This window comes from Serratia sp. NA_112.1 (genome assembly GCF_052691715.1).
On record NZ_JBQZFO010000002.1, the window covers coordinates 645661 to 670872 of the forward strand.

25 protein-coding genes, 1 pseudogene and 1 other annotated feature are annotated in these 25212 nt (G+C 54.1%); of the genes and pseudogenes, 12 read left to right on the forward strand and 14 right to left on the reverse strand.

Translation table 11 applies throughout. The annotated features are described in order from the left end of the window. The first annotated feature begins 1 nt into the window (after position 1). The gene (locus ACUTQ5_RS07430; protein ID WP_445650709.1) at positions 2-1018 is read left to right on the forward strand and encodes an ABC transporter ATP-binding protein; all 1017 of its coding nucleotides are present in this window, start codon (positions 2-4) and stop codon (positions 1016-1018) included. Further along, entirely contained in the window at positions 1015-2016 is a 1002-nt protein-coding gene (gene oppF / locus ACUTQ5_RS07435) for a murein tripeptide/oligopeptide ABC transporter ATP binding protein OppF (RefSeq protein WP_012145423.1), read from the forward strand. Before ACUTQ5_RS07430 ends, oppF begins: the two co-directional genes overlap by 4 nt. A gap of 65 nt (positions 2017-2081) precedes the next feature. Here oppF and ACUTQ5_RS07440 read toward each other — a convergent pair whose 3' ends face one another. Together ACUTQ5_RS07440 and cls are read right to left on the reverse strand one after the other, a co-directional pair. Continuing rightward, positions 2082-2405, reverse strand: a complete 324-nt coding sequence (locus tag ACUTQ5_RS07440) for an HI1450 family dsDNA-mimic protein (RefSeq protein WP_004945300.1) — start codon at positions 2403-2405, stop codon at positions 2082-2084. A gap of 56 nt (positions 2406-2461) precedes the next feature. Next, entirely contained in the window at positions 2462-3922 is a 1461-nt protein-coding gene (gene cls / locus ACUTQ5_RS07445; RefSeq protein ID WP_012145416.1) for a cardiolipin synthase, read from the reverse strand. Positions 3923-4174: 252 nt separating this feature from the next. Here cls and ACUTQ5_RS07450 point away from each other — a divergent pair, with 252 nt between their 5' ends. Then, positions 4175-4351, forward strand: coding sequence for a YciY family protein (locus ACUTQ5_RS07450; RefSeq protein ID WP_071593055.1), 177 nt, complete (start codon positions 4175-4177; stop codon positions 4349-4351). A 158-nt stretch (positions 4352-4509) separates the two neighbouring features. Here the strand turns inward: ACUTQ5_RS07450 and ACUTQ5_RS07455 are convergent, their stop codons facing one another. Further along, on the reverse strand, positions 4510-5001 hold the full coding sequence (locus ACUTQ5_RS07455; RefSeq protein WP_445650710.1) for a Dps family protein: 492 nt from the start codon (positions 4999-5001) through the stop codon (positions 4510-4512). A gap of 196 nt (positions 5002-5197) precedes the next feature. Next, entirely contained in the window at positions 5198-6670 is a 1473-nt protein-coding gene (locus ACUTQ5_RS07460) for an MFS transporter (protein ID WP_445650711.1), read from the reverse strand. A 122-nt stretch (positions 6671-6792) separates the two neighbouring features. Between ACUTQ5_RS07460 and ACUTQ5_RS07465 the strand changes: the two genes are divergently transcribed. Beyond that, positions 6793-7338: a TetR family transcriptional regulator gene (locus ACUTQ5_RS07465; protein ID WP_445650712.1), complete on the forward strand. Its 546-nt coding sequence runs from the start codon at positions 6793-6795 to the stop codon at positions 7336-7338. Between the two features lie 164 nt (positions 7339-7502). Here ACUTQ5_RS07465 and ACUTQ5_RS07470 read toward each other — a convergent pair whose 3' ends face one another. Beyond that, the gene (locus ACUTQ5_RS07470; protein WP_445650713.1) at positions 7503-7799 is read right to left on the reverse strand and encodes a YciI family protein; all 297 of its coding nucleotides are present in this window, start codon (positions 7797-7799) and stop codon (positions 7503-7505) included. Positions 7800-7980: 181 nt separating this feature from the next. On the opposite strand from ACUTQ5_RS07470, the gene ACUTQ5_RS07475 reads away from it, so the two are divergent. Together ACUTQ5_RS07475 and tonB are read left to right on the forward strand one after the other, a co-directional pair. Beyond that, positions 7981-8634, forward strand: coding sequence for an epoxyqueuosine reductase QueH (locus ACUTQ5_RS07475; RefSeq protein ID WP_445650714.1), 654 nt, complete (start codon positions 7981-7983; stop codon positions 8632-8634). A 392-nt stretch (positions 8635-9026) separates the two neighbouring features. Next, positions 9027-9767 (forward strand): TonB system transport protein TonB, encoded by a 741-nt coding sequence (gene tonB, locus ACUTQ5_RS07480; protein ID WP_445650716.1) that lies wholly within the window; start codon positions 9027-9029, stop codon positions 9765-9767. Between the two features lie 68 nt (positions 9768-9835). Here the strand turns inward: tonB and yciA are convergent, their stop codons facing one another. Further along, positions 9836-10264 (reverse strand): acyl-CoA thioester hydrolase YciA, encoded by a 429-nt coding sequence (gene yciA, locus ACUTQ5_RS07485; RefSeq protein WP_445650717.1) that lies wholly within the window; start codon positions 10262-10264, stop codon positions 9836-9838. Between the two features lie 75 nt (positions 10265-10339). Then, a complete protein-coding gene (locus tag ACUTQ5_RS07490; RefSeq protein WP_135316807.1) occupies positions 10340-10879 on the reverse strand; it encodes a septation protein A in 540 nt (179 codons plus the stop codon). Positions 10880-11113: 234 nt separating this feature from the next. Here ACUTQ5_RS07490 and ACUTQ5_RS07495 point away from each other — a divergent pair, with 234 nt between their 5' ends. Then, positions 11114-12817 (forward strand): SulP family inorganic anion transporter, encoded by a 1704-nt coding sequence (locus ACUTQ5_RS07495; RefSeq protein ID WP_445650718.1) that lies wholly within the window; start codon positions 11114-11116, stop codon positions 12815-12817. A gap of 46 nt (positions 12818-12863) precedes the next feature. Here ACUTQ5_RS07495 and ACUTQ5_RS07500 read toward each other — a convergent pair whose 3' ends face one another. Then, positions 12864-13616 carry a YciC family protein gene (locus ACUTQ5_RS07500; protein ID WP_012145402.1) on the reverse strand — a complete coding sequence of 251 codons (753 nt, stop codon included), beginning with the start codon at positions 13614-13616 and terminating at the stop codon, positions 12864-12866. A 355-nt stretch (positions 13617-13971) separates the two neighbouring features. Here ACUTQ5_RS07500 and ompW point away from each other — a divergent pair, with 355 nt between their 5' ends. After that, positions 13972-14616 carry an outer membrane protein OmpW gene (gene ompW / locus ACUTQ5_RS07505; RefSeq protein ID WP_445650719.1) on the forward strand — a complete coding sequence of 215 codons (645 nt, stop codon included), beginning with the start codon at positions 13972-13974 and terminating at the stop codon, positions 14614-14616. 47 nt (positions 14617-14663) lie between these two features. On the opposite strand, the gene ACUTQ5_RS07510 is transcribed toward ompW, so the two are convergent. From ACUTQ5_RS07510 to ACUTQ5_RS07535, 6 genes and pseudogenes are all read right to left on the reverse strand, one after another. Further along, positions 14664-14978, reverse strand: a complete 315-nt coding sequence (locus ACUTQ5_RS07510) for a BON domain-containing protein (protein WP_445650720.1) — start codon at positions 14976-14978, stop codon at positions 14664-14666. A gap of 219 nt (positions 14979-15197) precedes the next feature. Next, positions 15198-16004 carry a tryptophan synthase subunit alpha gene (gene trpA / locus ACUTQ5_RS07515; RefSeq protein WP_445650721.1) on the reverse strand — a complete coding sequence of 269 codons (807 nt, stop codon included), beginning with the start codon at positions 16002-16004 and terminating at the stop codon, positions 15198-15200. After that, on the reverse strand, positions 16004-17197 hold the full coding sequence (gene trpB / locus ACUTQ5_RS07520; RefSeq protein WP_445650746.1) for a tryptophan synthase subunit beta: 1194 nt from the start codon (positions 17195-17197) through the stop codon (positions 16004-16006). Before trpB ends, trpA begins: the two co-directional genes overlap by 1 nt. Before the next feature lie 28 nt (positions 17198-17225). Then, positions 17226-18587, reverse strand: coding sequence for a bifunctional indole-3-glycerol-phosphate synthase TrpC/phosphoribosylanthranilate isomerase TrpF (gene trpCF, locus ACUTQ5_RS07525; RefSeq protein ID WP_445650747.1), 1362 nt, complete (start codon positions 18585-18587; stop codon positions 17226-17228). Between the two features lie 3 nt (positions 18588-18590). Then, positions 18591-20186: pseudogene (trpD, locus tag ACUTQ5_RS07530) on the reverse strand (bifunctional anthranilate synthase glutamate amidotransferase component TrpG/anthranilate phosphoribosyltransferase TrpD). Next, positions 20186-21748, reverse strand: coding sequence for an anthranilate synthase component 1 (locus ACUTQ5_RS07535; protein WP_445650722.1), 1563 nt, complete (start codon positions 21746-21748; stop codon positions 20186-20188). The pseudogene trpD and the gene ACUTQ5_RS07535 overlap by 1 nt, the downstream one beginning before the upstream one ends. A 25-nt stretch (positions 21749-21773) precedes the next feature. Next, positions 21774-21877 (reverse strand) — a sequence feature (Trp leader region). 243 nt (positions 21878-22120) lie between these two features. On the opposite strand from ACUTQ5_RS07535, the gene rnm reads away from it, so the two are divergent. The 4 genes from rnm (at position 22121) to ACUTQ5_RS07555 (ending at position 25098) form a co-directional block, all read left to right on the forward strand. Continuing rightward, positions 22121-23008 carry an RNase RNM gene (gene rnm, locus ACUTQ5_RS07540; protein ID WP_445650723.1) on the forward strand — a complete coding sequence of 296 codons (888 nt, stop codon included), beginning with the start codon at positions 22121-22123 and terminating at the stop codon, positions 23006-23008. A 48-nt stretch (positions 23009-23056) separates the two neighbouring features. Beyond that, complete coding sequence (locus tag ACUTQ5_RS07545; RefSeq protein ID WP_445650724.1) at positions 23057-23677, forward strand: L-threonylcarbamoyladenylate synthase; 621 nt, start codon at positions 23057-23059, stop codon at positions 23675-23677. A 115-nt stretch (positions 23678-23792) separates the two neighbouring features. After that, positions 23793-24152 (forward strand): Rap1a/Tai family immunity protein, encoded by a 360-nt coding sequence (locus ACUTQ5_RS07550; protein WP_135316798.1) that lies wholly within the window; start codon positions 23793-23795, stop codon positions 24150-24152. A 148-nt stretch (positions 24153-24300) separates the two neighbouring features. After that, positions 24301-25098 carry an alpha/beta fold hydrolase gene (locus tag ACUTQ5_RS07555; RefSeq protein ID WP_445650725.1) on the forward strand — a complete coding sequence of 266 codons (798 nt, stop codon included), beginning with the start codon at positions 24301-24303 and terminating at the stop codon, positions 25096-25098. The last annotated feature ends 114 nt before the right edge of the window (positions 25099-25212 follow it).

Genomic DNA, 25212 nt, shown 5'->3' on the forward strand with positions numbered 1-25212 from the left:
CATGAGCACCATTGAAAATCCGCAGTTGCAAACCAGCACCGCCGCTAAATCGCCGTTGTTGCTGGATGTCAAAGATTTGCGCGTGACCTTCGGTACTCCGGACGGTGATGTGACGGCCGTTAACGACCTGAACTTTGACCTGCGCGCCGGCGAAACGCTGGGGATCGTGGGGGAATCTGGCTCCGGTAAATCCCAGACCGCTTTCGCGCTGATGGGGCTGTTGGCCAGCAATGGCCGTATTGGCGGCTCAGCCAAATTTAATGGCCGTGAAATCCTCAACCTGCCGGAAAAACAGCTCAACAAGCTGCGGGCAGAAGAGATTTCGATGATCTTCCAGGACCCAATGACTTCGCTCAACCCTTATATGCGCGTTGGCGAGCAGTTAATGGAAGTGCTGATGCAGCACAAGAAAATGAGCAAAGGCGAAGCCTTTGAAGAGTCGGTTCGCATGCTCGATGCGGTTAAAATGCCGGAAGCGCGTAAACGCATGCGTATGTACCCGCATGAGTTTTCCGGCGGTATGCGCCAGCGTGTAATGATTGCCATGGCGCTGCTATGCCGGCCGAAGCTGCTGATTGCTGATGAGCCTACCACTGCATTGGACGTGACGGTTCAGGCGCAGATTATGACGTTGCTCAATGAGCTTAAGCGCGAGTTCAATACGGCCATTATTATGATCACTCACGACCTGGGTGTTGTGGCCGGTATCTGTAACAAAGTGCTGGTGATGTACGCCGGGCGTACCATGGAATACGGCAGCGCGCGTGACGTGTTCTATCACCCAAGCCATCCTTATTCCATCGGTTTGCTGAGTGCGGTACCGCGCCTGGACGCCGAAGGTGAGGCGCTGATGACCATTCCAGGTAACCCGCCGAACCTGTTGCGCCTGCCGAAAGGCTGCCCGTTCCAGCCGCGTTGTGCGTACGCAATGCCGCAATGTTCTAGCGCTCCGCCATTGGAGCAGTTTGGTGAAGGGCGCTTGCGTGCCTGCTTTAAACCGGTGGAGGCGTTGGTATGAGTACGGTAACCGACAAGAAAGTTCTGCTTGAAGTGGCCGATTTGAAAGTGCACTTTGACATTCATGATGACAAGCAGTGGTTCTGGCAGCCGCCGAAAACGCTGAAGGCCGTTGACGGCGTGACGTTGCGCTTGTTCGAAGGGGAAACTCTGGGTGTGGTGGGTGAGTCTGGTTGTGGTAAGTCAACCTTCGCCCGCGCCATCATCGGTTTGGTGAAGGCCACCAGCGGGCGCGTCGCCTGGCTGGGTAAAGACCTACTCGGTATGAGTGACGTTGACTGGCGCAAAACCCGTAGTGATATCCAGATGATCTTCCAGGATCCGTTGGCTTCGCTGAACCCGCGCATGACCATTGGTGAAATCATTGCCGAGCCACTGCGCACCTATTACCCAAAAATGCCGCGTCAGGAAGTGAAGGACAAGGTCAAGGCGATGATGCTGAAGGTTGGCCTGCTGCCAAACCTGATCAACCGCTATCCGCATGAGTTCTCCGGCGGTCAGTGCCAGCGCATCGGCATTGCCCGTGCCCTGATCCTGGAGCCGAAACTGGTGATTTGCGATGAACCGGTTTCGGCACTGGACGTGTCGATTCAGGCTCAGGTGGTGAACCTGTTGCAGCAACTGCAGCGCGAAATGGGCCTGTCGCTGATATTTATCGCCCATGACCTGGCGGTGGTAAAACATATTTCTGACCGCGTGCTGGTGATGTATTTGGGTCATGCGGTGGAATTGGGCACCTATGACGAGGTGTATCACAACCCTCAGCACCCTTATACCAAAGCGTTGATGTCAGCGGTGCCAATCCCGGATCCGGATAAGGAAAAGGACAAACAGATCCAACTGCTGGAAGGGGAACTGCCTTCGCCAATTAACCCGCCATCCGGCTGCGTGTTCCGCACCCGTTGCCCGATTGCCGGGCCGGAATGTGCCAAGACGCGTCCGTTGCTGGAGGGCAGCTTCCGCCATGCGGTTTCTTGTCTGAAGGTCGATCCGCTGTAACCGGTGTTTTTCGCCAACAAAAAACCCGCCAAAAATTGGCGGGTTTTTTTATGCCTTACGGCCGCTTACTCTTTCCACAGAATGTGGCAAAGCTTGTGGTCTTTCTCACGGCACAACAACACGCGGGCAAACACGTCGTTGATCGGTTCTCCATCGCTATCCGCCAGGCCAATCACCACTTCGGCGAAAAAGTCAGGGTTCAGGTCAAAGTCCACATGTTCCGACCAGTCTTCCGCCGGGTCATACAACTCTGCGCCGCCACGCTCCTCAAACTGCAGATTGAACAGCAGAATATCCGCCGGATCCAGATTGTCGCCGGCCAACTCCAAAAAGATGTCGTAAGCCTGTTCCAGCGTTTCGTCTTCAGTAAGGCGGTTATTCAAATCCATAATTAAATCCCGATAACAAATGATTTGGCATTATTAAAGCATGCTCGCTACGGCATTTATAGCAGCGGGCTGAAAAAGTAGAACAGGCGCTCAACAATACGGTGCCAGAACGGCCGTTTCTGCCACTCTGCGGCATTCAGTAACTGCGAACGAGCAATATAGTCGTCCTGCACGCAGGCCAGATCGCTGCCGAAACCGTCATCGTCGATCACCAGAGTTATTTCAAAGTTCAGCCACAGGCTGCGCATGTCCAGATTCACCGTGCCGACCAGGCTGAGCTGGCCATCAACCAGTACGCTTTTGGTATGCAGCAGGCCGTCTTCAAACTGATAGATGCGCACGCCAGCCTCCAGAAGTTCGGAGAAGAATGAGCGGCTGGCCCAACGGACCATGGTTGAATCGTTGTCACGCGGGACAATGATGCTGACTTCAACCCCGCGCAGGGCGGCGGTACAAATCGCATGCAGCAAATCGTCGCTGGGTACGAAGTAGGGGGTGGTCATGATCAGCTGTTCACGTGCTGAGTAAACCGCGGTCAGCAACGCCTGGTGGATCATTTCTTCTGGGAAACCCGGGCCTGAGGCGATAACCTGGATGGTGTGGCCGCTTTCCTGTTCGAACGGCATGATATTGACGTCCGGCGGCGGCGGCAGGATCCGTTTACCGGTTTCAATCTCCCAGTCACAGGCATATACGATGCCCATGGTACTGGCGACCGGGCCTTCCATGCGGGCCATCAGGTCGATCCACTGACCGACACCGGCGTCCTGTTTGAAATAACGTGGGTCAACCATGTTCATACTGCCGGTGTAGGCAATATAGTTGTCAATCAGCACCACTTTACGGTGCTGACGCAAATCCATTCGGCGCAGGAATACGCGGAACAGATTTACCTTGAGCGCCTCCACCACCTCGATACCCGCATTGCGCATCATGCCAGGATAGGGGCTACGGAAGAATTGCAAACTACCGGCAGAGTCCAGCATCAGGCGGCAATGTACGCCACGGCGCGCAGCGGCCATCAGCGATTCGGCCACCTGATCGACCAACCCGCCGGGCTGCCAGATGTAAAACACCATCTCAATATTATGACGTGCCAGCTCAATATCACGGATCAGCGCTTTCAGCGTTGCGTCGGTAGTAGTGAGCAATTGAAGTTGGTTGCCCTTAACGCCATCGATGCCCTGACGGCGATCGCACAGTTGGAACAGGGGTCTGGCGACCTCGCTGTAATCGGTGGCGAAGATGCGCTGGCTCTCTTTTAATTCGCTCAGCCAGCGTGCGGTAGAAGGCCACATTGCCTTGGCGCGTTCGGCCCGGCGTTTGCCCAGATGCAATTCACCAAAAGATAAATAAGCCACAATACCGAACAGCGGCAGGATATAGATCACCAGCAGCCAGGCCATAGCGGAAGGTACGGCGCGGCGTTTCATCAGAATACGCAATGTCACACCAGCGATAAGCAGCCAGTAACCGAACACCATGAGCCAACTGATTACGGTATAAAATGTTGTCATAAAGGCGAAAAATCCCGTTCGCAAACCACCAACGATGAGTGTACGCACAGAACGCTAAAGGGGAAACCTTTTCTCGGCGCTTATGTTGCAAAAATATGATTGGCTTAAGGCACTTGCTGTAAACAAAAAAACATTTTGGCTGGGAGAGAAGGTCGCCCAGTCTGATTAAAATAGACGGCACTGTGGCTTGGATCCTGTAATGAAAGGACTATAATGCCCGCCGTTGGCATTTGACGAATGAGTGACAAAACGATGAGACGCAGTAGAAACGAGGTGGGTCGCTGGCGGATGCTGCGGCAGAGTCAGCGCCGCAGGCATCGCTGGTTGGAACGCCAGTCTTGCAGCAATCGGCATATTATTCGGGTGCGCCGTCGCCTGGATGACCAGCACCGGCGTTCATTGCTGTTTGTGGTGGCCTACGAGTGGTAAAACAAAAACAGTCCCCAAGGGGACTGTTTCAGACTGATGACAAACCTCATTCCTGCCCAGAGCGAGTAGAGGCCGATAAACAAAAATCAGGAAAATCAATTTATTGATTTTCGGCTGCTCACCACAAAGAAGGAAAACCCGGCTTTGGCTGCCGGGGGTTATTTCCCCAGATAGGCGTTAAGCATCCACACCTGTTTTTCCTGTTCTTTGATGTAGTCACTCATCAGGGAAGCGGTGCCTTCGTCCCCCGCATCGGCGGCCAGAGTCAACAGGTCACGCTGCTGTTGCAGCAGCACCGAATAGCCGTGCAGCAAACCACCCAGCGTGCCTTTATCGTTGGTGACATTAGTGTCTTCCTTGATATCCGAAGTTTTCAGATAATCGCTAAAGGCATGACGCGGTTGCGACCCCAGAGTCAGAATACGTTCTGCCAACTCATCAACCTTGGTTAATAGATCGTTATAGGTTTCTTCAAATTTGACGTGCAGTTCAAAGAAATGCGGGCCGGAAATGTTCCAGTGGTAGCCGCGCACATTCATATACAACACCTGATAATTTGCCAGCAGCGCATTCAACGCTTCCGATAGTTTTGCCGCTTGTTTGCTGTCCAGGCCGATATGGTTTTTCGCTGTTTTCTTCGTCGTTGCCATAATAATCTTCTCCTGATTATTTGATTCGATGATTTACACAATATCCATAACAAACACAGTAACCGGATTTATCGCAGGGTTAAAGACGTTCAAAAGCATCAATGCAATCGCTGAAACCAATAACGATAAATCCGATAAGCAAATTGCCCATTAAGTTTAAGCACAATGCGTTAACAACAACAGCGGCTTGGTATCATTACTTGCGTAAGACCATTTTTGCCACGCCGGCACTTAGCGTCATCAGTAATGCCGCCGCAATCAGCACCACGATAAATGCGCGGTCGAAAGCCAGCCGGGCGAGTTGCCTCATTTGTTCAGCCTGATCGACAGCCAGATTGGCGGCCAGCCGCAGGGCTTCATCAATGCTGTCGTAGGCGACGTTGCCCGCCGGCAGACTGTCAGGTAACACCAGGCTGTGGCTATAGATAGCGGTCATCAACCCACCCAGCAAGGTAATACCGAGCACGCCACCCAGCTCATAGGACACGTCCTCGATCGAGGCAGCCATACCGGATTTTTCTTCCGGAGCATTGAGCATGATGGCGGTCGACGCGGCGGTTATGGCACCACCGATGCCAAAACCGGCGATAAACAGACAAACCAACTGCGACATCAGGCTGTTCTGGTAAAGCAGGGCCAGCCCGGCGATGCCCAGGCCGGTCAGGAACAATCCACCGAATATCATGTTGCGCTCGCCGTAGCGCGGCAGCAGTAAACCGGCCAGCGGGCCAGCCAGTGCGGACGCCACCGGAATTGGCAGAATAAACAGCGCGGCCTGTAATGGACTCAGCCCAAGCACCAGTTGCAGGCGTTGAGTCAGTACCAGCTCCACACCGACTAGCACAATCATCGACACCAGCGCCACGCCGACACCGCCGGCAAACAACCGATTCTGGAATAACGAGAAGTCGATCATCGGGTAGCGCGCCTGACGCTGTCGACGAACAAACAACCAGAGCGACAAAACGCCGATGGCGGCGGCGATCACCAGCGCAGAAAGGGAGGGCATTGCCTTGCTCAGCTCTTTCAGTGCATAGATACTGCCCACCAGACCGGCCATGATCTGCACTGACCCGATGATATCGTAAGGGCTTTTATTTTCCCCACCGCAGTGTGGTATCAATCGCCAGGCCAGCGGCAGCACCACCATGACGACAGGGACGTTGATCAAAAATACCGATCCCCACCAGAAATACTCCAGCAAGACTCCACCGACCACCGGGCCGATAGCGGCACCACCGGAAGCGACCGCAGCCCAAATGCCAATCGCCAGGGCGCGTTCGCGTTCGTCAGTAAACACATGGCGGACAATGGACAGGGTAGCCGGCATCATCATCGCCGCACCTACCGCGAGAAATACGCGGGCGGCGATCAGCCATTGGGCTGAAGGAGAAAAGGCCGCACAAAGGGACGCGACGGCAAACACCGGTAATCCGGCCATAAACAGCCGTTTATGACCAATGCGATCGCTCAGCATACCCGCACCGGGCAGTAAACCGGCGACCACTAGCGGGTAGGCATTCACAATCCATAATTTTTGTGAGGCGCTGGCGTCCAGCGCCTGGGTCAGCCGTGGCAATGCGGTGTATAGCACCGTCATATCGATAATGATCAAAAATAGCGCGCTGGAGATCATTGCCAGGATCAACCAGCGGTTGTTTGCGTGCATAATATTATTCCAAAAAAGCAGGCGACGCGGATGCGTTGCTATAAGGTCACCCCCCGAACGTGCCGGGTGGTATACTGGTGTAATATATATCCATACGTATGTATTTAAAAGAGGGTTTCTCAATGGGACGGCAACGGAGCATCGATCGCGACAAGGTTCTGGATATGGCCGAGGAGATTGTCGCCAGGCAGGGTGCGGCCGGGTTGACCATTGATTCTGTCGCCAAGGCGATGGGGATTTCCAAGGGCGGGGTGCAGTATTGCTTTGGCAGCAAAGACGCGTTAATTGATGCGATGTTCGAACGCTGGGGTAAGGTCTATGACCGGGTATTTGATGCTATTGCCGGGGAAACCCCCTCGGCCACAACGACAGTGCAGGCACATATGCAGGCCACCCGAAGCTCCGATCAGGCATCCAGCGCCAAGGCTGCAGGGCTGATGGCAACCTTGATCCAAACGCCAGAGCATCTGGACAGCACGCGAGAGTGGTACCACAGTCGGATCGCCGGTCTGGATTTAACCACCGAGGAGGGCAAACGGGCGCGGTTGGCTTTTCTGGCTACCGAAGGGGCATTTATGTTGCGTTTCTTTGGCCTGATGGAGATAAATCAAGCGGAATGGGATGCCATGTTTGCGGATATGCAGACGCTGATTCTGGCGAAAAAATAGTTCACCTATCACAGCGATAGCTGGCAGACCGGCAAGCGAAGAGTGTAACTTTATCTAACAATATATGCCCTCGAAGAACCCTTTGGCCAGCCTCTCCGTGCTGGCTTTTTTTGTCTGGAATTAGCGGGAAGGTAACAATGCCTTACCCGCGTGTCGTGATTGAATTACAGCACTTGCTTAAAGGGTTTGATCGTCACCTCAGCATAAACGCCGGCGGCGACGTAGGGATCCTGCTCGGCCCAGGCTTGGGCCTCCGCCAATGAAGCGAACTCCGCAATCACCGTAGAACCACTGAATCCCGCACTGCCTGGGTCGTTGCTGTCGATGGCCGGATTGGGGCCTGCAATGACCAGGCGGCCTTCATCACGCAGTGCCTGCAAGCGTGCCAGGTGTGCCGGGCGTACCGACAGGCGATTTTCCAATGAATTGGGTACGTCTTGTGCGTAGATAAGATAAAGCATGTTTCACCTTTAAAATCATTGCTATAGAACGGTAAATCTAAAGTAGCGCAAAAGGGGATTCATGGGAATGCCTGGCCGCTGGAATTTGCCTGCGGCTGGTGCTTATACCTTGAAGCGACTAGCTTTTATTCGTATAGTGCGGCCGCGTGATTTAATGGGAAAAGGATTCAGCGGTGAGGAAATGACGGAACTGGTTAGAGATAAACTCGCGTTGCCTGAGGGCAAAAGCAAACTGCTGCTGCACTCTTGCTGTGCGCCCTGTTCCGGAGAGGTGATGGAAGCTATTCAGGCTTCTGGCATCGAATACGCCATTTTCTTCTATAACCCGAACATTCATCCGCAAAAAGAATATCTGCTGCGCAAGGATGAGAACATCCGTTTTGCCGAGCAGCATGGGGTGCCTATCATCGATGCCGATTACGATACCGATAACTGGTTTGCCCGTGCCAAAGGCATGGAGCACGAACCTGAGCGTGGGATCCGTTGCACCATGTGCTTCGACATGCGTTTTGAACGCACCGCGCTGTACGCGCATGAGCATGGCTACGACACCATATCCAGTTCGCTGGGAATTTCCCGCTGGAAGAATATGCAGCAAATCACCGACTGTGGCGTGCGCGCAGCGGAAAAATATCCAGATTTGGAGTATTGGGATTACAACTGGCGCAAAAAGGGCGGTGCCTCGCGGATGATTGAAATCAGTAAGCGTGAACGCTTTTATCAGCAGGAGTACTGCGGCTGCGTCTATTCGCTGCGTGACACTAATTTGCATCGTAAGGCGCAGGGCCGGCCGCTGATCAAACTGGGCGTGTTGTATTACGGCGATGAAGAATAATGCTGCATTGGTCAAAGATAACCCGCTACGGCGGGTTTAGGTTGCTGACAAAGCAGGAAAAAGCGTGGTTTTTCCTGCTTTGTGGTGAGCAGCCGAAAATCAATAAATTGATTTTCCTGATTTTTGTTTATCGGCCTACTCGCTCTGGGCAGGAATGAAGTTTGTCATCAGTCTGAACCCGCTACGGCGGGTTTTTTCGTTTTGGCCAGGTAAATCAAGTTAATGAAGCGTGTGAATGCTTCAGTAAATAGGCAAACGAAAGGTTAATATCACCATGAGCTTGCAGGTTTTAGCGATGAATAATGACGATTAGAGCGATAGTTTGCCATTCGTTATTGAATATGATTGCTATTTGCATTTAAACTTGGCGAACCAGAGGAAGCAGAATCATTATGTCGCTAAAAAAGATGTTCCTTAATCGCCGTTTGTCCGTGCCAATTATCCTGTCTGTTGGCTTACATAGCGCCCTGGTGGCGGGTCTGCTCTATGCTTCTGTCAAGGAGGTGATGGAGTTGCCGAAACCTGAAGATGCGCCGATCAGCGTCATGATGGTTAATACCGCCGCGATGGCAGAGCCGCCTCCGCCAGCACCGGCCGAACCTGAGCCAGAGCCGCAGGTAGAGCCAGAACCCGAGCCAGAACCGCTCCCAGAGCCACCGCCGAAGGCGATACTAAAACCTGAGCCGGTAAAACCCAAGCCCAAGCCAAAACCGAAACCGAAGGTCGAAAAAACGGTTAAGCGTGAACCACAGAAAACCGAGCCGCGTGAGCCGTCACCGTTTGAAAATAACCAGCCGGCCAAGCCTGTCGATAGGGCTCCGGTGAAGCAGGCGCCGTCAGCACCGGTTGCGGGCAATTCGCGAGATGTGACGCCGAGAGCGCTCAGCCGTCCCGACCCGATTTATCCGCCGCGTGCCAGGGCATTGCAGATTGAAGGCAATGTGCGGGTGCAGTTTGATGTCGACAGCGATGGTCGTGTGAGTAATGTGCGTATTCTGGCTGCAGAACCACGCAATATGTTCGAGCGAGAAGTGAAGCAGGCAATGCGTAAGTGGCGTTATGAAGCGAAGGAAGGGAAGAATCTCACCATGAATATCCGCTTTAAAATTAACGGTACCACTGAAATGAACTGATTGAAATCATTGCCAATAAAAAGGGTCGTCATTGATTAGGCGACCCTTTTTGCTGTTTGCATTCCGGCTTATTCTTCAAAACCCACGCGGAAGTTCATCTTGCCATCGGGCAGGGCGCGTGCATTACCTTCATCATCCACTGCAACATAGGTAAACACCGCTTCGGTTGCGCGGTAGCGCTGGCCGATAGGGGCCGAAGACACTTTTTTGACCCACACTTCAATATTGATGGTGATTGAGCTGCGCCCGGTGCGAATACAGTGCGCGTAGCAACATACCACGTCACCCACCGCGACCGGTTTCAGGAAGGTCATACCGTCCACTCGCACGGTGACGACGCGGCCTTCGGCAATTTCTTTCGCCTGAATAGCGCCGCCAATATCCATCTGCGACATCAGCCAGCCGCCAAAAATATCGCCGTTGGCGTTGGTATCTGCCGGCATCGCCAGCGTTCGCAGCACCATTTCGCCACTGGGTAAAGGTCGTTGTTGAGTCATAGATGTCTGCTTATCAAAGAAGGGATTTCACTATACTGCCCGTAGCAAAGGCTACGGGCATTAACAATTTTGTAACTATTTTTTCTGTTCTTCCGGCATGTGCCGATAAATATAAACGCCGCTGAGCAGGGTAAATACTAGCGTCAGCGCGGTCAGACCGAAGACTTTAAAGTTAACCCAAACGCTCTGGGGCAACCAGAAGGCAACGTAAATATTCGCCAGACCACAGGCCAGGAAAAATACTGCCCAGGCCAGGTTGAGGTTATTCCAGACTTTATCCGGCAACGTCAGCTCTTTGCCCAGCATGCGTTGAACCAACGGCTTTTTTAGCACCAGTTGGCTAATCAGCAGCGCCAGCGCGAACAGGCAGTAAATGATGGTCACTTTCCATTTGATAAACAAATCGTTATGGAACACCAGCGTCAAAGTGCCGAACACCAGCACCATCAGGAAGGTGATCAACGTCATCTTCTCAATTTTGCGGTATTTGAACCAGGTGAACACCAGCGCCAGCGCGGTAGCAACAATCAATGCGCCAGAGGCAACATAGATATCGTAAAGCTTATAAAAAGCGAAAAAGACAATTAACGGGAGGAAATCAAGAAACTGCTTCATAAATCAATCCATCATCTGTTCATCGGCCGACTATACCGGATTTGGCGGGCTCTGTGTACCGCTGGCAACTGCTGATTATCGGCGTTTGGCCGCCGGATTTCCGCCATGAAAGTAGGAATTTGCGTAAACTTACGATTGAGATCCCCAGTTCGCGGCGGGCAGATTGCCAGCACGGCATTGGCATCGCATGATATGCGCAATAATAGCCGGATAATTTATAACGGAAAACAGTTTATGCAGTGGAAATCTCTCCTGGCGCTTACGCCCGGTTTGACGCATTTATTAGGGTATCAACGCAACTGGCTCAAACCGGACATCCGCGCCGGGCTTTCTGTCGCCGCCGTGGCATTGCCGGTAGCGATTGCCTACGCCGAATTGGCCGGAGTCAGTCCGATAGTGGGGTTATATTCCTGTATTCTGCCAATGGTAGCCTACGCATTTTTTGGCTCATCACGCCAACTGATTGTGGGCCCGGATGCGGCGACCTGCGCGGTCATTGCCGCCGTCGTGACCCCATTGGCAGCGGGTAATATGGAACGCCATTGGCAATTGACCATTATGATGACTGCGATGATGGGCGCCTGGTGTCTGTTGGCCAGCCGCTTCAAGCTGGGTGCACTGGCTGACTTACTCTCACGGCCGATACTCAGCGGTTTACTGAATGGCGTGGCGATTACCATCATGGTCGATCAGATTGGCAAGGTGTTCGGATTTGGTGTGCATCCGGCGCAGTTGATCGAGCGTATTTATGCGTTGCCTGGCAACCTGATGCACAGTGATTGGCTGACGATGGCGGTCTCCTTACTGGCGCTGGTTACGCTGATCGGGTTTAAAAAATGGCGGCCCAACTGGCCGGCACCTTTATTTGCCATTGTTCTGGTCACTTTTGTTACCTGGGCTGGTGGGTTGCAACAGCATGGTGTGGTGACGGTCGGCGGGTTTAGTGATGTGTTGCCGATAGTGCAGTGGCCGGATTTTCAACCGGGTTTGCTGCGTGACATGGTGATCCCGGCGCTTAACTTGGCCGTGGTCAGCTTTGTCAGCATGATGCTGACCGCCCGAAGCTTTGCGGCGAAAAACGGCTATGAGGTGAATGCGGATGCCGAATTTCGTGCGCTCGGCCTGGCGAATATCGTCTCGGCGCTGTCGCAGGGGTTCGCCATCAGCGGGGCAGATTCGCGCACTGCGGTCAATGATGCCAACGGCGGCAAGAGCCAATTGGTGTCGATCATTGCGGCGGCGGTGATTGCCTTCGTACTGTTGTTCCTGATGGCACCGCTACAGTTTATTCCAGTCGCGGGGTTGGGCGTAGTGCTGATGTATGCCGCCTGGTCGCTGCTGGATATTCGTGGCATCTGGCTCATGCGGCGTCGCAATGCTCAAGCCTTCCGTCTGGCGATGTTTACCTTCCTTAGCGTACTGCTGGTGGGGGTGATCAGCGGTATTGGCCTGGCGGTTTTACTGGGCCTGATGCAGTTCCTGCGCACGGTGTTCCGCCCAACGGAACAACTGCTGGGCGTTAATGACGAAGGCATGATCCATTCGATGGGCAACAATAACGGCATTAAAGCGGTACCCGGTGTGATGATGTATCGCTTCAATTCGCCTCTGACCTATTTCAATGTGGCGTATTTCAAACGGCGGATCCTGAACCTGGTGGACAGCACACCGTTCCAGCCGCGTTGGGTAGTGGTGGACGCCGTTGCCAGCTTTACCCATGCTGATATCAGCGTACTGGCGGCCATCGATGAATTGAAACGTGATTTGTTACAGCGTAACGTGAAGTTGGTACTGGCAGGACGGCGAACCGAGCTGACGCGCTGGTTCCGCATCAATAGGTTGGGGCGCGATCGGGAGTTGATACTGGTGCCGGACTTGTACCTGGCGCTGAAGCTGATTCAAAGTAAGGAGCAGGCGGAACCTGCTGTGGCTCAATAAGCAAAAGGCACGCCGAAGCGTGCCTTTTGGATTTCTACCGCAAGATTTAGCTGCGCAGCAGCATATACAAACGGAACAGGTAAATCAGCAACAAGGCCGAAACCAGGTTGCTCAGGGCGGTCAGCACCACGCTGGCGACGTTCGGGGTAAGCACCGAAAGATGGCTCACCATAAACAGCACCAGCAGCTTGGCTGCCAGCCACAACATCATCGCCGGAACAATCACCCGCGCATTGGCGAACGCCAACTTGCAGCTCAGCTTAATCGAGGCGAACACGCCTTTCTTGTCGGTAGCGGTAATCACCGGTGCCAACGAGAAGGCGATCGCCATGATCACGCCCGGCACCACAAACAGCGTCAGGCCCAGCTGGATCAACAGCGTGCAGATAAACAGCAGCAGCAGTAAACGCGGCAGTTCCGGCGCGGAAGCACCGATAGCGCGCAGGGCGCTAATGCGCTGCCCCTGAGAAACCAGACGAATCAATGTCAGCATCCCGCCAACCAGCAACACGTTGCCCACTAATGCGGAAAAGGTGGCGGCGGCTGAAACCTTCAATAACACCATCTGTTGCTCAGGCGTCATTTGTTGAATGATTTCCTGGATCCCCATACCGGCGGATGCAGCAAAGTCACCTTCCGTTGCGCTCAGGATCTTCAACTGTTCGACGTCAGGGCTGAAAGCCTGGTTGAGCAGCACAGAAATGAACGCGGTCAACAGCGCCAGCATCAGGATACTGGTCAGTTGGTTACGGAAAAAATTAAAACTGTCACGGTACAACGTGTTGGCCGTGATAGGCATGCAGACTCCTTGGCATTGAGAAACAGAGATAAAGCAAAATCAGTGGGCGATTGTACCCTGTTCCAGGCCGCTGTGGCACCCCGCGAAGTGCACTGTGACGATTTCTTCTGCAATCGGCTTTATCGCCATCCTTTGCCACCTTTCAAGCTGTGTTCTTGAGCCTGAACATGCAGATAATTTGCAACAAAAGGCATTTTTTGATTCAGATCAATCCTTGATTTATTAGCCTCTTAGGTAGTCTTGTTTTTAGTAGAAATTAAAACTTTTACACATAAGATGTGATCTCGATGGGATCATAAACACCCGTAAGTAGGTATATTCCCTCTGGATGATAACCATACAAATGGAATGGATAATGAAAAAGACAACTCTGGTGGTATTGGCGGCAATGATGACGCCTATGTTGGCAAGTGCGCATCAGGCAGGTGATTTTCTGTTCCGCGCAGGTGCTGCTACTGTGCGGCCAAATGCCGGATCGGACGACGTGTTGGGGCAAGGCTCATTCAGTGCCGACAATAATACTCAGCTTGGTCTGACCTTCGGCTATATGGTAACGGACAATATTGGCGTCGAACTGCTGGCCGCAACGCCGTTCCGTCACAAGGTAGGACTGAACGGTTCCGCGGTGAACGGGAATATCGCGACGGTACGCCACCTGCCACCGAGCTTGATGGCGCAATATTATTTTGGCGACAAGCAGGACAAACTGCGTCCGTACCTGGGGCTTGGCGTTAACTACACCACCTTCTTCGATGAAAAATTTAACGATAACGGCAAAAGCGCCGGGCTGAGCAACCTGAGTTTGAAAGACTCCTGGGGCGTAGCCGCGCAGGCGGGCCTGGATTACAACCTGGATGAGCACTGGATGCTGAATATGTCAGTGTGGTGGATGAACATCGAAACCAAAGCTCGTTTTGACGATGCGGACGGTAATCATCACAGCATTGATACGCGTTTGGATCCGTGGGTGTTTATGTTCGGGGCAGGGTATCGCTTCTGACAGGGATGAAACAGGGAGGCGCATGCAGCGCCTCCGTTTTATTTTTACTACTTGATATTCATGACGTTTTCAACGGATTTTACACCCGCGATGCCACGAGTCACCTGCACTGCGCGGTTGGCATCGGCGCTTGAACTGACAAAGCCGCTCAGTTGCACACGACCTTTAAAGGTCTCGACACTGATTTCGGTGGACTTGATGGTTTTATCCGCCAGCAGCGCTGACTTCACCTTGGTGGTCACTACCGTATCGTCAATATAACCACCAGTCCCTTCAGATTTCGCTGTTGGCGCGCAGGCACTCACTGCGAATGCCACAACGGCTGCCATGCATAAGACCGAAAGAGTTTTAAATAGCTTCATAAATTACTCTCCATGCAATGTTATTGTTGAAACTATATTCGGGTTTTCACCTGAAAACGTAGCGCATTTCCCCAAATAAAGAAATGCCCGACGCGCAGGGTTAATTGTGAGACAAGAATCAGGTTTGTTCAAATCGAAGGTGTAAAAAAATAGCACAACTTTGAAGAGAAACAATATGTTAACAACGGGCGTAGATTATCTATGCCCGTTGCTGGTCAATCATGCCCGGGTTGCGGCTTTCATTTCACTGACGAAGGTCGCCAATTGCGCCAGCATTTCGGCCGGTTGCGTATGGTTTTGTTCGATAATCTTGACGATCGCGGAACCGGATATCGCCCCTGCAGCCCCTGCCTGCAGCGCATCACGCACCTGGGCCGGCTCAGAGATACCAAAGCCTTGCAGCGGTGGTGCAGCATGGTATTCACGCAGTTTGTTCACCAGATGATGCAGCGGCAGCTGGGCACGGCTTTCGGTTCCGGTTACGCCTGCACGTGACAGCAGGTAGGTGTAGCCCCGGCCATGTGAGGAGATTTCACGCAGTAAATCGTCGTCTGCATTTGGCGGGCAGATAAAGATTGGCGCGATACCATGACGGATAGCGGCGGCGCGGAAGGGCGCTGACTCTTCATACGGCACGTCGGCAATCAGCACTGAGTCTACGCCCACTTCGGCACAGCGTTGGTAAAACGCATCGATACCTTTATGGAATACCAGGTTGGCGTACATCAGCAGACCGATAGGAATGCCGGGGTGTTTCTGGCGGATGGCGGCCAGCATTTCGAAACACTGAGTCGGCGTGACGCCAGAGGCGAATGCGCGCAGCGCCGCACTTTGAATGGTTGGGCCGTCAGCCAGCGGATCGGAGAAGGGGATACCTAGCTCCAGTGCGTCGGCACCGGCTTCAACCAGAGTATCGATGATTTGTAATGACAGTGCCGGGTTAGGATCGCCGAGAGTCACGAACGGGACGAAGGCGCCTTCCTTGTTGCTTGCCAGGCGGTCGAACAGTTGCTGGTAACGTTCCATCAGATTTCTCCCCGTGCTTTCAGAATGTCGTGAACGGTAAATATGTCTTTGTCGCCGCGGCCGGACAGATTAACCACCAGGATCTGTTCCTTTTGCGGCGTTTCACGGATCATTTTCAGCGCATGAGCCAGGGCGTGTGAAGATTCGAGCGCCGGGATAATCCCTTCGCTACGTGACAGCGCTTTGAATGCGTCCAGCGCTTCGTCATCGGTAATCGACACGTACTCGGCGCGACCGATACTGTTCAGGTAGGCGTGCTGCGGCCCAACGGAAGGGAAATCCAGCCCGGCGGAAATGGAATAGGACTCTTCAATCTGGCCTTCGGAAGTCTGCATCATCGGTGCTTTCATGCCGAAATAGATACCGACGTGGCCGTGTTTCAACGGCGCACCGTGTTGGCCGGTTTCGATACCGAGGCCGGCAGGCTCAACGCCGATCAGCCCTACGTTGGTATCATCGATAAAGTCGGCAAACATACCTATGGCGTTGGAGCCGCCACCGACGCAGGCCAGTACCGCATCCGGCAGGCGGCCTTCACGTTCCAGCATCTGCGCTTTGGTTTCTTCACCGATCATACGTTGGAATTCACGCACGATAGTAGGGTACGGGTGTGGGCCGGCAGCGGTGCCTAACATATAGTGGGCGGTTTCGTAGCTGCCGGACCAGTCGCGCAGCGCTTCATTACAGGCGTCTTTCAGCGTAGAAGAACCGCTGTGCACCGGGATCACTTCCGCCCCCATCAGGCGCATGCGGAATACGTTTGGTGACTGGCGCTCAATATCTTTGGCACCCATATAGATGCGGCATTTCAGACCGAGCAAGGCGCAGGCCAGGGCCGAGGCCACGCCATGCTGACCTGCACCGGTTTCGGCGATGATTTCGGTTTTACCCATGCGTTTGGCCAACAATGCCTGACCCAACACCTGGTTGGTTTTGTGCGCGCCGCCGTGCAGCAAGTCTTCACGTTTCAGATACAGCTTGGTTTTGGTACCGGCAGTGAGGTTTCTGCACAGCGTCAGCGCCGTTGGACGACCGGCGTAATTTTTCAGCAGGTCGATAAATTCAGCCTGAAACTCTGGATCGCGCTGAGCGCTGACAAAGGCTTCTTCCAGTTGTTTTAAGGCCGGCATCAGAATCTGCGGCACATATTGGCCACCAAATTCGCCGAAGTAGGGGTTAAGCAGCGTCATTATAGTTCCCGTTATTATCCGTTAATGATTTTCAGTAAGCGCGCAGGGTTTGGAACACCGCCGACAGGCGGGCAGGATCCTTAATGCCGGGCTGGCTCTCAACGCCGGAGTTAAAGTCCAGACCGGCACAGCCAAGTTTGGCCGCGTCAACACAGTTATCCGCGCCCAGGCCACCGGCCAGCATTACGTTTTCAAGGTTTTCGCCGTGCAGTACCGACCAGTCGAAGCGCTGCCCGGTACCGCCCGCGCCGTTATCCAGCAGGTAGCGGTCAACGTGCTGCAAATCGCGCTTTGGCAAATGGTCTTTCACGCTCAGCGCCTTCCAAATTTGGCAGTCGGTCGGCAGTACGGCACGCAAGGCGGTGATATAGGCCTGATCTTCTGCACCGTGCAGCTGCACTGCCTTCAGACCCAGGCGCTCGACGGTCTGAACTACCGTTTCTACCAGTGCGTCACAGAACACGCCGACGTATTTTAGTGGTGCACCGGAAATCACTTCGCGGGCACGATTGATATCAACATAGCGCGGCGAGCGTCCGACAAAAATCAAACCACCGTAGACGGCACCGGCCTGATAAGCCGCGGCAGCATCCTGCGGACGGGTCAATCCGCAAACTTTATTGTCGCCGAGTATCACTCTGCGTACGGCAGCACGCAGGTCGGTTTCCGACATTAATGCGCTGCCAATCAGGAAACCGTTGGCAAAGTGGCTCAATTCGCGGATCTGACCGTAATTGTTGATGCCGGACTCGCTGATCACCGTCACGCCGTGTGGCACACGTGGCGCCAACTGACGAGTGCGCTCCAGGTCGATACTAAGGTCGCGCAGGTCACGGTTATTGATGCCCACCACGCGTGCTTCCAGAGCAATGGCCCGTTGCAGTTCTTCAAAACTTATCACTTCAGTCAAAACGCCCATATTCAGGCTATGGGCCACTGCGGCTAACTGGCGGTATTGATCGTCATTAACCACCGACAGCATCAGCAGGATGGCATCGGCCTGATAGAAGCGCGCCAGGTAAATCTGATACGGATCGATAATGAAATCTTTACACAGCACCGGCTGTGTCACCGTTTTACTGACCAGCGGCAGAAAATCGAAGCTGCCCTGGAAATATTTTTCGTCGGTCAGCACCGAAATTGCCGAGGCAAAATCCTTGTAGACCGAAGCTATTTCTACCGGATCGAAGTTTTCGCGGATCAGCCCTTTGGAAGGGGATGCCTTTTTACATTCAAGAATAAACGCCGTTCTGGCTCCCTCTAGCGCGTGGTAAAAACCGCGTTCACTTGGGACGATTTCATTTTGAAAACTGGCCAGTGGCTGTTGTTGCTGTCGTGCTGCGACCCATTGCGCTTTATCACGAACAATCTTGTTGAGCACGGTTTCCTGCATCATTTATCCTCTTACTGCCAGTGCGGTGACACGCTCGTAAGCCTGCCCGCTGTGAATCATGTCCAGTGCCTGCTGCGCATTTTGGCGCAGGTCTTCTTGCCCGAATAACTTCAACAGCAGCGCCACATTAGCGGCTACCGCAGCGGCGTGCGCCGGGTCACCTTTACCTTGTAACAACCTTGCCAGAATGTCACGATTTTCTTCTGGCGTGCCGCCCAGCAGGGCTTCCAGCGGATAGCTTTGCAGCCCGAAGGACTGTGGCGTCAACTGATAGCTTTCAATTTCGCCGTTGTTCAGCTCGGCCACGTGGGTTGCCGCGTGGATCGCCACTTCGTCCATACCGCCACCGTGTACCACCGCCGCCCGTTGATAACCGAGTACGCGCAGGGTTTCAGCAATCGGCAGCACCAGTTCCGGGCTGTAAACGCCGATCAGCGCCAGAGGTGGACGCGCCGGGTTGATCAACGGGCCGAGCACGTTGAACACCGTGCGGGTTTTCAACTGCTGACGAACCGGCATCGCATGGCGGAATCCGGTGTGGTACTGCGGGGCGAACAGGAAGCACACGCCCAGTTCGTCCAGTGCCTTACGCGCTTCGTCTGCCGGTAAATCCAGACGAATACCAAATGCTGCCAGCAGATCCGATGACCCCGACCGACTGGATACGCTACGGTTGCCGTGTTTGGCTACTTTTGCGCCGCACGCCGCCGCTACAAAGGCGCTGGCGGTGGAGATATTAATGCTGTTGGTACCGTCACCCCCAGTGCCGACGATATCTGCAAACGGGTAGTCAGGGCGCGGGAACGGCAGGGCATCGGCCAGCAATGCCTTGGCCGCACCGGCGATCTCTTCCGGGTGTTCGCCGCGGATTTTCATGCTGATCAGCGCGGCGGCCAATTGGCTTGGCTCCAGTTCACCACGCACGATGGCGCTGAATAACTGCTGGCTTTCCTGCTGGTTCATCGATTCTGAACGGTACAGTTTTTCAAGAATAGTTTGCATCGTCGTTTCCCCTCATTGTTTCGCCAGCGCCCAGGCCAGAGTTTGCTCAAGCAAACGTGCGCCATGGGTGGTCAGGATCGATTCCGGATGGAACTGGAAACCGCATACGCGATGCTGGTCATGACGGACTGCCATCACCATTTCGCCAAACTGGGCGTTAACGGTGAGCTCGGCCGGGATATTGCTGCCAACCAGTGAGTGGTAGCGTGCCACCGGCAGGGGATTCACCATACCGGCAAACATGCCTTCGCCATCGTGGCTGATGGCCGAGGCCTTGCCGTGCAAGATCTCACCGGCCGGGCCGACGTGACCACCGTAGGCTCCGACAATCGCCTGATGCCCCAGACAGATGCCGATAATCGGCAACTGTCCGCGCAGGCGCTGCAACAGTTCCGGCATGCAGCCGGCCTCGGACGGGGTGCCTGGACCCGGTGACAGCATCAACACCGGCTGTTCCAACTGATGCAGGCGTTCGATAATCACGTCGGCAGAGATCTGGTTACGGTAAATCACTACCTGATGACCGCTGGCGCGCAGTTGATCGACCAGGTTGTAAGTAAAGGAATCGACGTTATCGAGCAGCAAGATATCGGCCATCAGAACACCTCCTTGGCATGGTGCGCGCTGGCAATGGCACGTAGCACGGCACGTGCCTTATTACGGGTTTCATCGGCTTCCGCCTGAGGAACAGAATCCAGCACCACGCCAGCGCCGGCTTGCACGGTAGCAATGCCGTCTTCAACATACGCGGAGCGGATGACAATACAGGTATCCAAATCGCCGGTGGCGGTGAAATAACCGACCGCACCGCCGTAGCTGCCACGACGGGTGCCTTCAGAGGCGGCGATTAACTGCATGGCGCGCACTTTGGGGGCGCCGCTCAGGGTGCCCATATTCATACAGGCCTGATAGGCGTGCAGCACGTCGAGGTCGGCGCGCAGGGTGCCGATCACACGGGAAACCAGGTGCATCACGAAAGAGTAGCGGTCCACTTTGGTCAGATCGGCCACGTAGCGACTACCGGCCTGACAGATGCGCGCCAGATCGTTACGCGCCAGATCGACCAGCATCAGATGCTCGGCCAGTTCTTTATGGTCGGTCCGCATTTCAAGTTCGATACGGCTGTCGAGATCCAGATCCAGTGACCCGTCGGCATGACGGCCGCGAGGACGGGTACCGGCAATCGGGTAGATCTCGATCTGGCGGTTGCCGGCGTCGTATTTCAGCGCGCTTTCCGGCGAAGCACCGAACAGGGTGAATTCGTCATCCTGCATAAAGAACATGTATGGGCTTGGGTTGTTGTCTTTCAGCGTCTGGTAAGCGGCCAACGGGGCCGGGCACGGCAGTGAGAAACGGCGTGACGGCACCACCTGGAAGATTTCGCCCTGACGGATGGCCTGTTGCAATTCGCTAACCACCGCACCGTATTCTTCGTCGGTCTGGTTACAGCTCAGTTGCATATCTTCCAGCTTCTGGTGCGGGATAGGCTGCGGTGTCTGTTTCAATTGCACACGTAGCTGTTCCAGGCGCTGTTGCAGGCGCTGTTCTTCCGCCATATCGGCCGTGAAAACGCTGGCCTGCAGACGGGCAACGCCGCGCTGATGATCCAGCACCAGCAGGGTTTCCGCTAGATAGAAGCAGAAGTCCGGGCAGCGGCTTTCCTGGCGCAGTGCCGGCAGTTCTTCGAACCCGGCGACCAGATCGTAGGCAAACAGGCCGCCAAGCATCACCGCTTCACGTTCGTCAGCCGGGGAATCAACCAAGGTTAACAAGGTGCGTAGTGCGTCAAACACTGACAGCGAACGCAGGCGGGCATCTTCATCCTGAATGGCGTCAATCACCGGGAAGGTCAGTTCTCGTCCATTAGGGCGCACCTGGATCTGGACTTCTGCCGGCAGGGCCTCATCCAGCAGTGTCAGCATCGCCGCGCCGTTGGCGGTCAGCGCCTGTAGCGTCACGGTGCGGCCCAGTGCGGTGATGCGCAGAGCGCTGTCGAGCACCAACAGACTTTGCAGGTTTTGCTTGCTGTTGATCTCAGCCGATTCCAGCAGCAGGGTAGCCGGGCGAGCGCCACACAACTGGTGGAAAATAGTGGTTGGATCGCCCCGGTAACTGGCCTCCGCCTTCAGTAATTTGAGTTGTGGTTTGATGTTCATCATTGGTGGTTCCAGTTAAAATTTGTCCATAAAAAAGCCCGCGTTACCAGCGAGCTTAGGAAATCTGCAGTGTCAGATGACAGGTATGCGTGATTACTCCGCCCGAGAAAGGGAGTGGCGCCACCAACTAAGAAGAGAAGTTTGCTTATTCATTTCTGTGCTCTCTTATTTATCATCCAACCAGGGAACTGCCCTGAACTTATGTACTAGTTAACTGGTTCGCAGGAACAAAGTCAACCCTCTTTTCGCACAATGTTTTAGCACCAGGCGTGAATTGTTTTCATCAAGGGGAAGGGGCCGTGACCCAGAATAGATTTCCGTCCGGTGGGCGATCGCGGGTATGATAGAAGGCCAAGCCATTGCCGGATATTCCTTTTGACAGACAGCAGCCCCCAGCCCTCCGCCTTTACTCTCTACGACTTACACAGCCACACCACTGCCTCTGACGGCTATTTGACGCCGACGCAGTTGGTGCAGCGAGCGGTTGAAATGCGGGTGGGTGTATTGGCGATTACCGATCATGACACCACCTCCGGCCTGGCTGCTGCGGCCGCCACCATTGCTGAATTGTCGCTGCCGTTGCAGCTGGTTAACGGGGTGGAGATCTCCACGCTGTGGGAAAATCACGAGATTCATATCGTGGGCCTCGGGATTGAGGCCGAACACCCGGCGATGGTGCAACTGTTGGCCGAACAGACCGAACGCCGTAACTTGCGTGCTCAGGAAATAGGCGTGCGGCTGGCTAAAGCGCGTATCGACGGTGCTTTTGAAGGTGCGCAAAAGCTGGCGGACGGTGGTGCAGTGACCCGTGGCCACTTTGCCCGTTATCTGGTGCAGATCGGCATGGCCGATAATATGGCTCAGGTGTTCAAGAAATACCTGGCCAAAGGCAAAACCGGTTACGTTCCGCCACAGTGGTGTACAATAGAACAAGCCATTGATGTGATTCATCAATCCGGTGGCCAGGCGGTGATCGCTCATCCGGGTCGTTACGATCTGACGGCCAAATGGCTGAAGCGGTTGCTGGCGCACTTTGCTGAACATGGCGGTGATGCCATGGAAGTTGCGCAGTGTCAGCAGGCACCGCATGAGCGCTCGCAACTGGCAAAGTATGCGCAAGAATATCAATTACTGGCATCGCAGGGTTCTGATTTCCATCAACCCTGCTCGTGGATCGAACTGGGCCGCAAACTGTGGTTACCCGGTGGTGTTGAACCCGTGTGGCGTGACTGGCCGCAGCCACAACTGGCCAAGATCGATTGATTTAACGTGGGTGACGCCGCCCGCGTGCATCATTTTTAGGAGCAAGTCATGAGTCAGCTTTTTTATATTCATCCCGACAATCCGCAACCGCGCCTGGTTAATCAGGCGGTGGATGTGCTGCGTAAGGGCGGGGTGATCGTCTATCCCACAGATTCAGGTTACGCACTGGGTTGCAAGCTGGAAGAGAAGTCGGCAATGGAACGTATCTGCCGCATCCGTCAATTGGACGGCAATCATAACTTTACGCTGATGTGTCGCGACCTGTCCGAGCTGTCGACCTACGCTTATGTCGACAATACCGCGTTCCGACTGATCAAGAACAACACCCCCGGCAACTACACTTTCATTCTGAAAGCGACCAAAGAAGTGCCGCGTCGTTTGATGAACGACAAACGTAAAACCATAGGGTTGCGTGTGCCGTCTAACCCGATTGCGTTGGCGTTACTGGAAGTCTTAAACGAGCCGATGATGTCGACCACGTTGATGTTGCCGGGCAATGATTTTGCCGAATCCGATCCGGAAGAGATTAGCGATCATCTGGGTAAGCAGGTGGATCTGGTGATCCACGGCGGCTTCCTGGGCCAGCAGCCAACTACAGTCATCGATCTGACCGAGTCCGCGCCGGAAGTAGTGCGCGAGGGCGCGGGCGATCCAGCGCCTTTTCGCTGATTCATTGCCGGGATTTTTGCTCATTATTCTGAAAAGTGGCTGAGACAGCGTCATTTAGGGTTAAAGCAGCTATTCTACAATATCAAAAATTGATAATCAGGCAGGATGCATAGCGATGATTAAACGCGTTTCTCTTTTAGCGGCCATATTGTTTTCCTCTGCGGCCAGTGCAGGTTTTTATTCTGGCAGCGCCTTGCTGTCTGAGACCAGCGGCTATGTGAAAAATAAAGATGGGGCAGCCACCGTTGCCGAAGCGCTCGATGGCGGGTTGTTTATGGGCTATGTGGCTGGAGTATTCGATACCTTTACGATGCAAGGCAACCGCAATATTTGCCCGGATGCCGGTATGAGCGTTGGCATGGCATCGGATGCGGTCATGCAGTATTTAAATGAACACCCGGAACAACTGCACTATTCAGCACCTTCGGTGATTATGCTGGCGTTAACCTCCGCCTATCCATGCGAACGTCATTAAAATTGTTCGTTTAGTGCGTATTATTTCATTAGGTGCGAAGCCTGTTTGTTAGCACGATTTTCCATAGATGAGCTCGATAAACGCTGTCATTTTACCCCTAGCACACAAGCCCCTGTTTGATTTAGGGGCAGGACGTTTAGGAGACAAAATGACAGCGTTTCGCCATGGCACTCTTTCTCTCGATTATCACGATTCCGGTTCAGGCCCACTGACGCTGGTTTTGCTGCCCGGCTGGTGTGAGCCAAAAACCGTTTTTGATCCTTTTATCCTCCTGGCGGAACAACAATACCGGGTGATCAGTCTTGACTGGCGTGGGCACGGCCTGTCAGGGCGCGATGCCACGTTGTCGTTGGACGCCGAAGATCTGCTGGCAGATCTCCGTCAACTGTTACTTGAGCTGCAGGTGGAGCGATTTGTCACCTTGTCGGTGGCTCACGCCAGCTGGATTGCGGTGGCACTGGCCGAAGGCTTGCCACAGCAGGTGCAAGGCATGGTGTTTCTCGATTGGATAATGACACCGCCCGAGCCGGCATTTTTCGCGTTGGTGCAACAAATGCAATGGCCAGAAAAGTGGCTGGCGGCGCGTGATGCCTTGTTTGACTTCTGGCAGGGTGGCACTGAGCAACCGCAAGTAAAGCATCATTTGACCGTTGAAATGGCCCAGGAGGACTTCCGCGTCTGGCAGGCGGCTGGTGTTGCTATTGAACAAGCCTATCGGCAATATTCCTCGCCGCTTAACCGGTTGAGCGAATTAAGCTCCCCTCCAGCTTGTCGGCATATTTATTCACTGGATCGTGACGAAGATAACCTGCGTCAACAACAGGCATTTGCTGCTAACCATCCTTTTTTCTCGGTGGCGCGGCTGGAGCATGCTCGTACCCATCTTGGTATTCTCGAACAGCCGGAGGTGGTGTATCGCGAGGTCGTCAATTTCCTCGATAATTAATCGACCGCGGTTATTAATCTAAACGGCTCCGTGCCTGTTTTACCCTCGCGTGCTGATATTTCGATAATCGACCCGCAATAAAGTGGGTTTCAACCCCATAGAAAGCCTGTATAA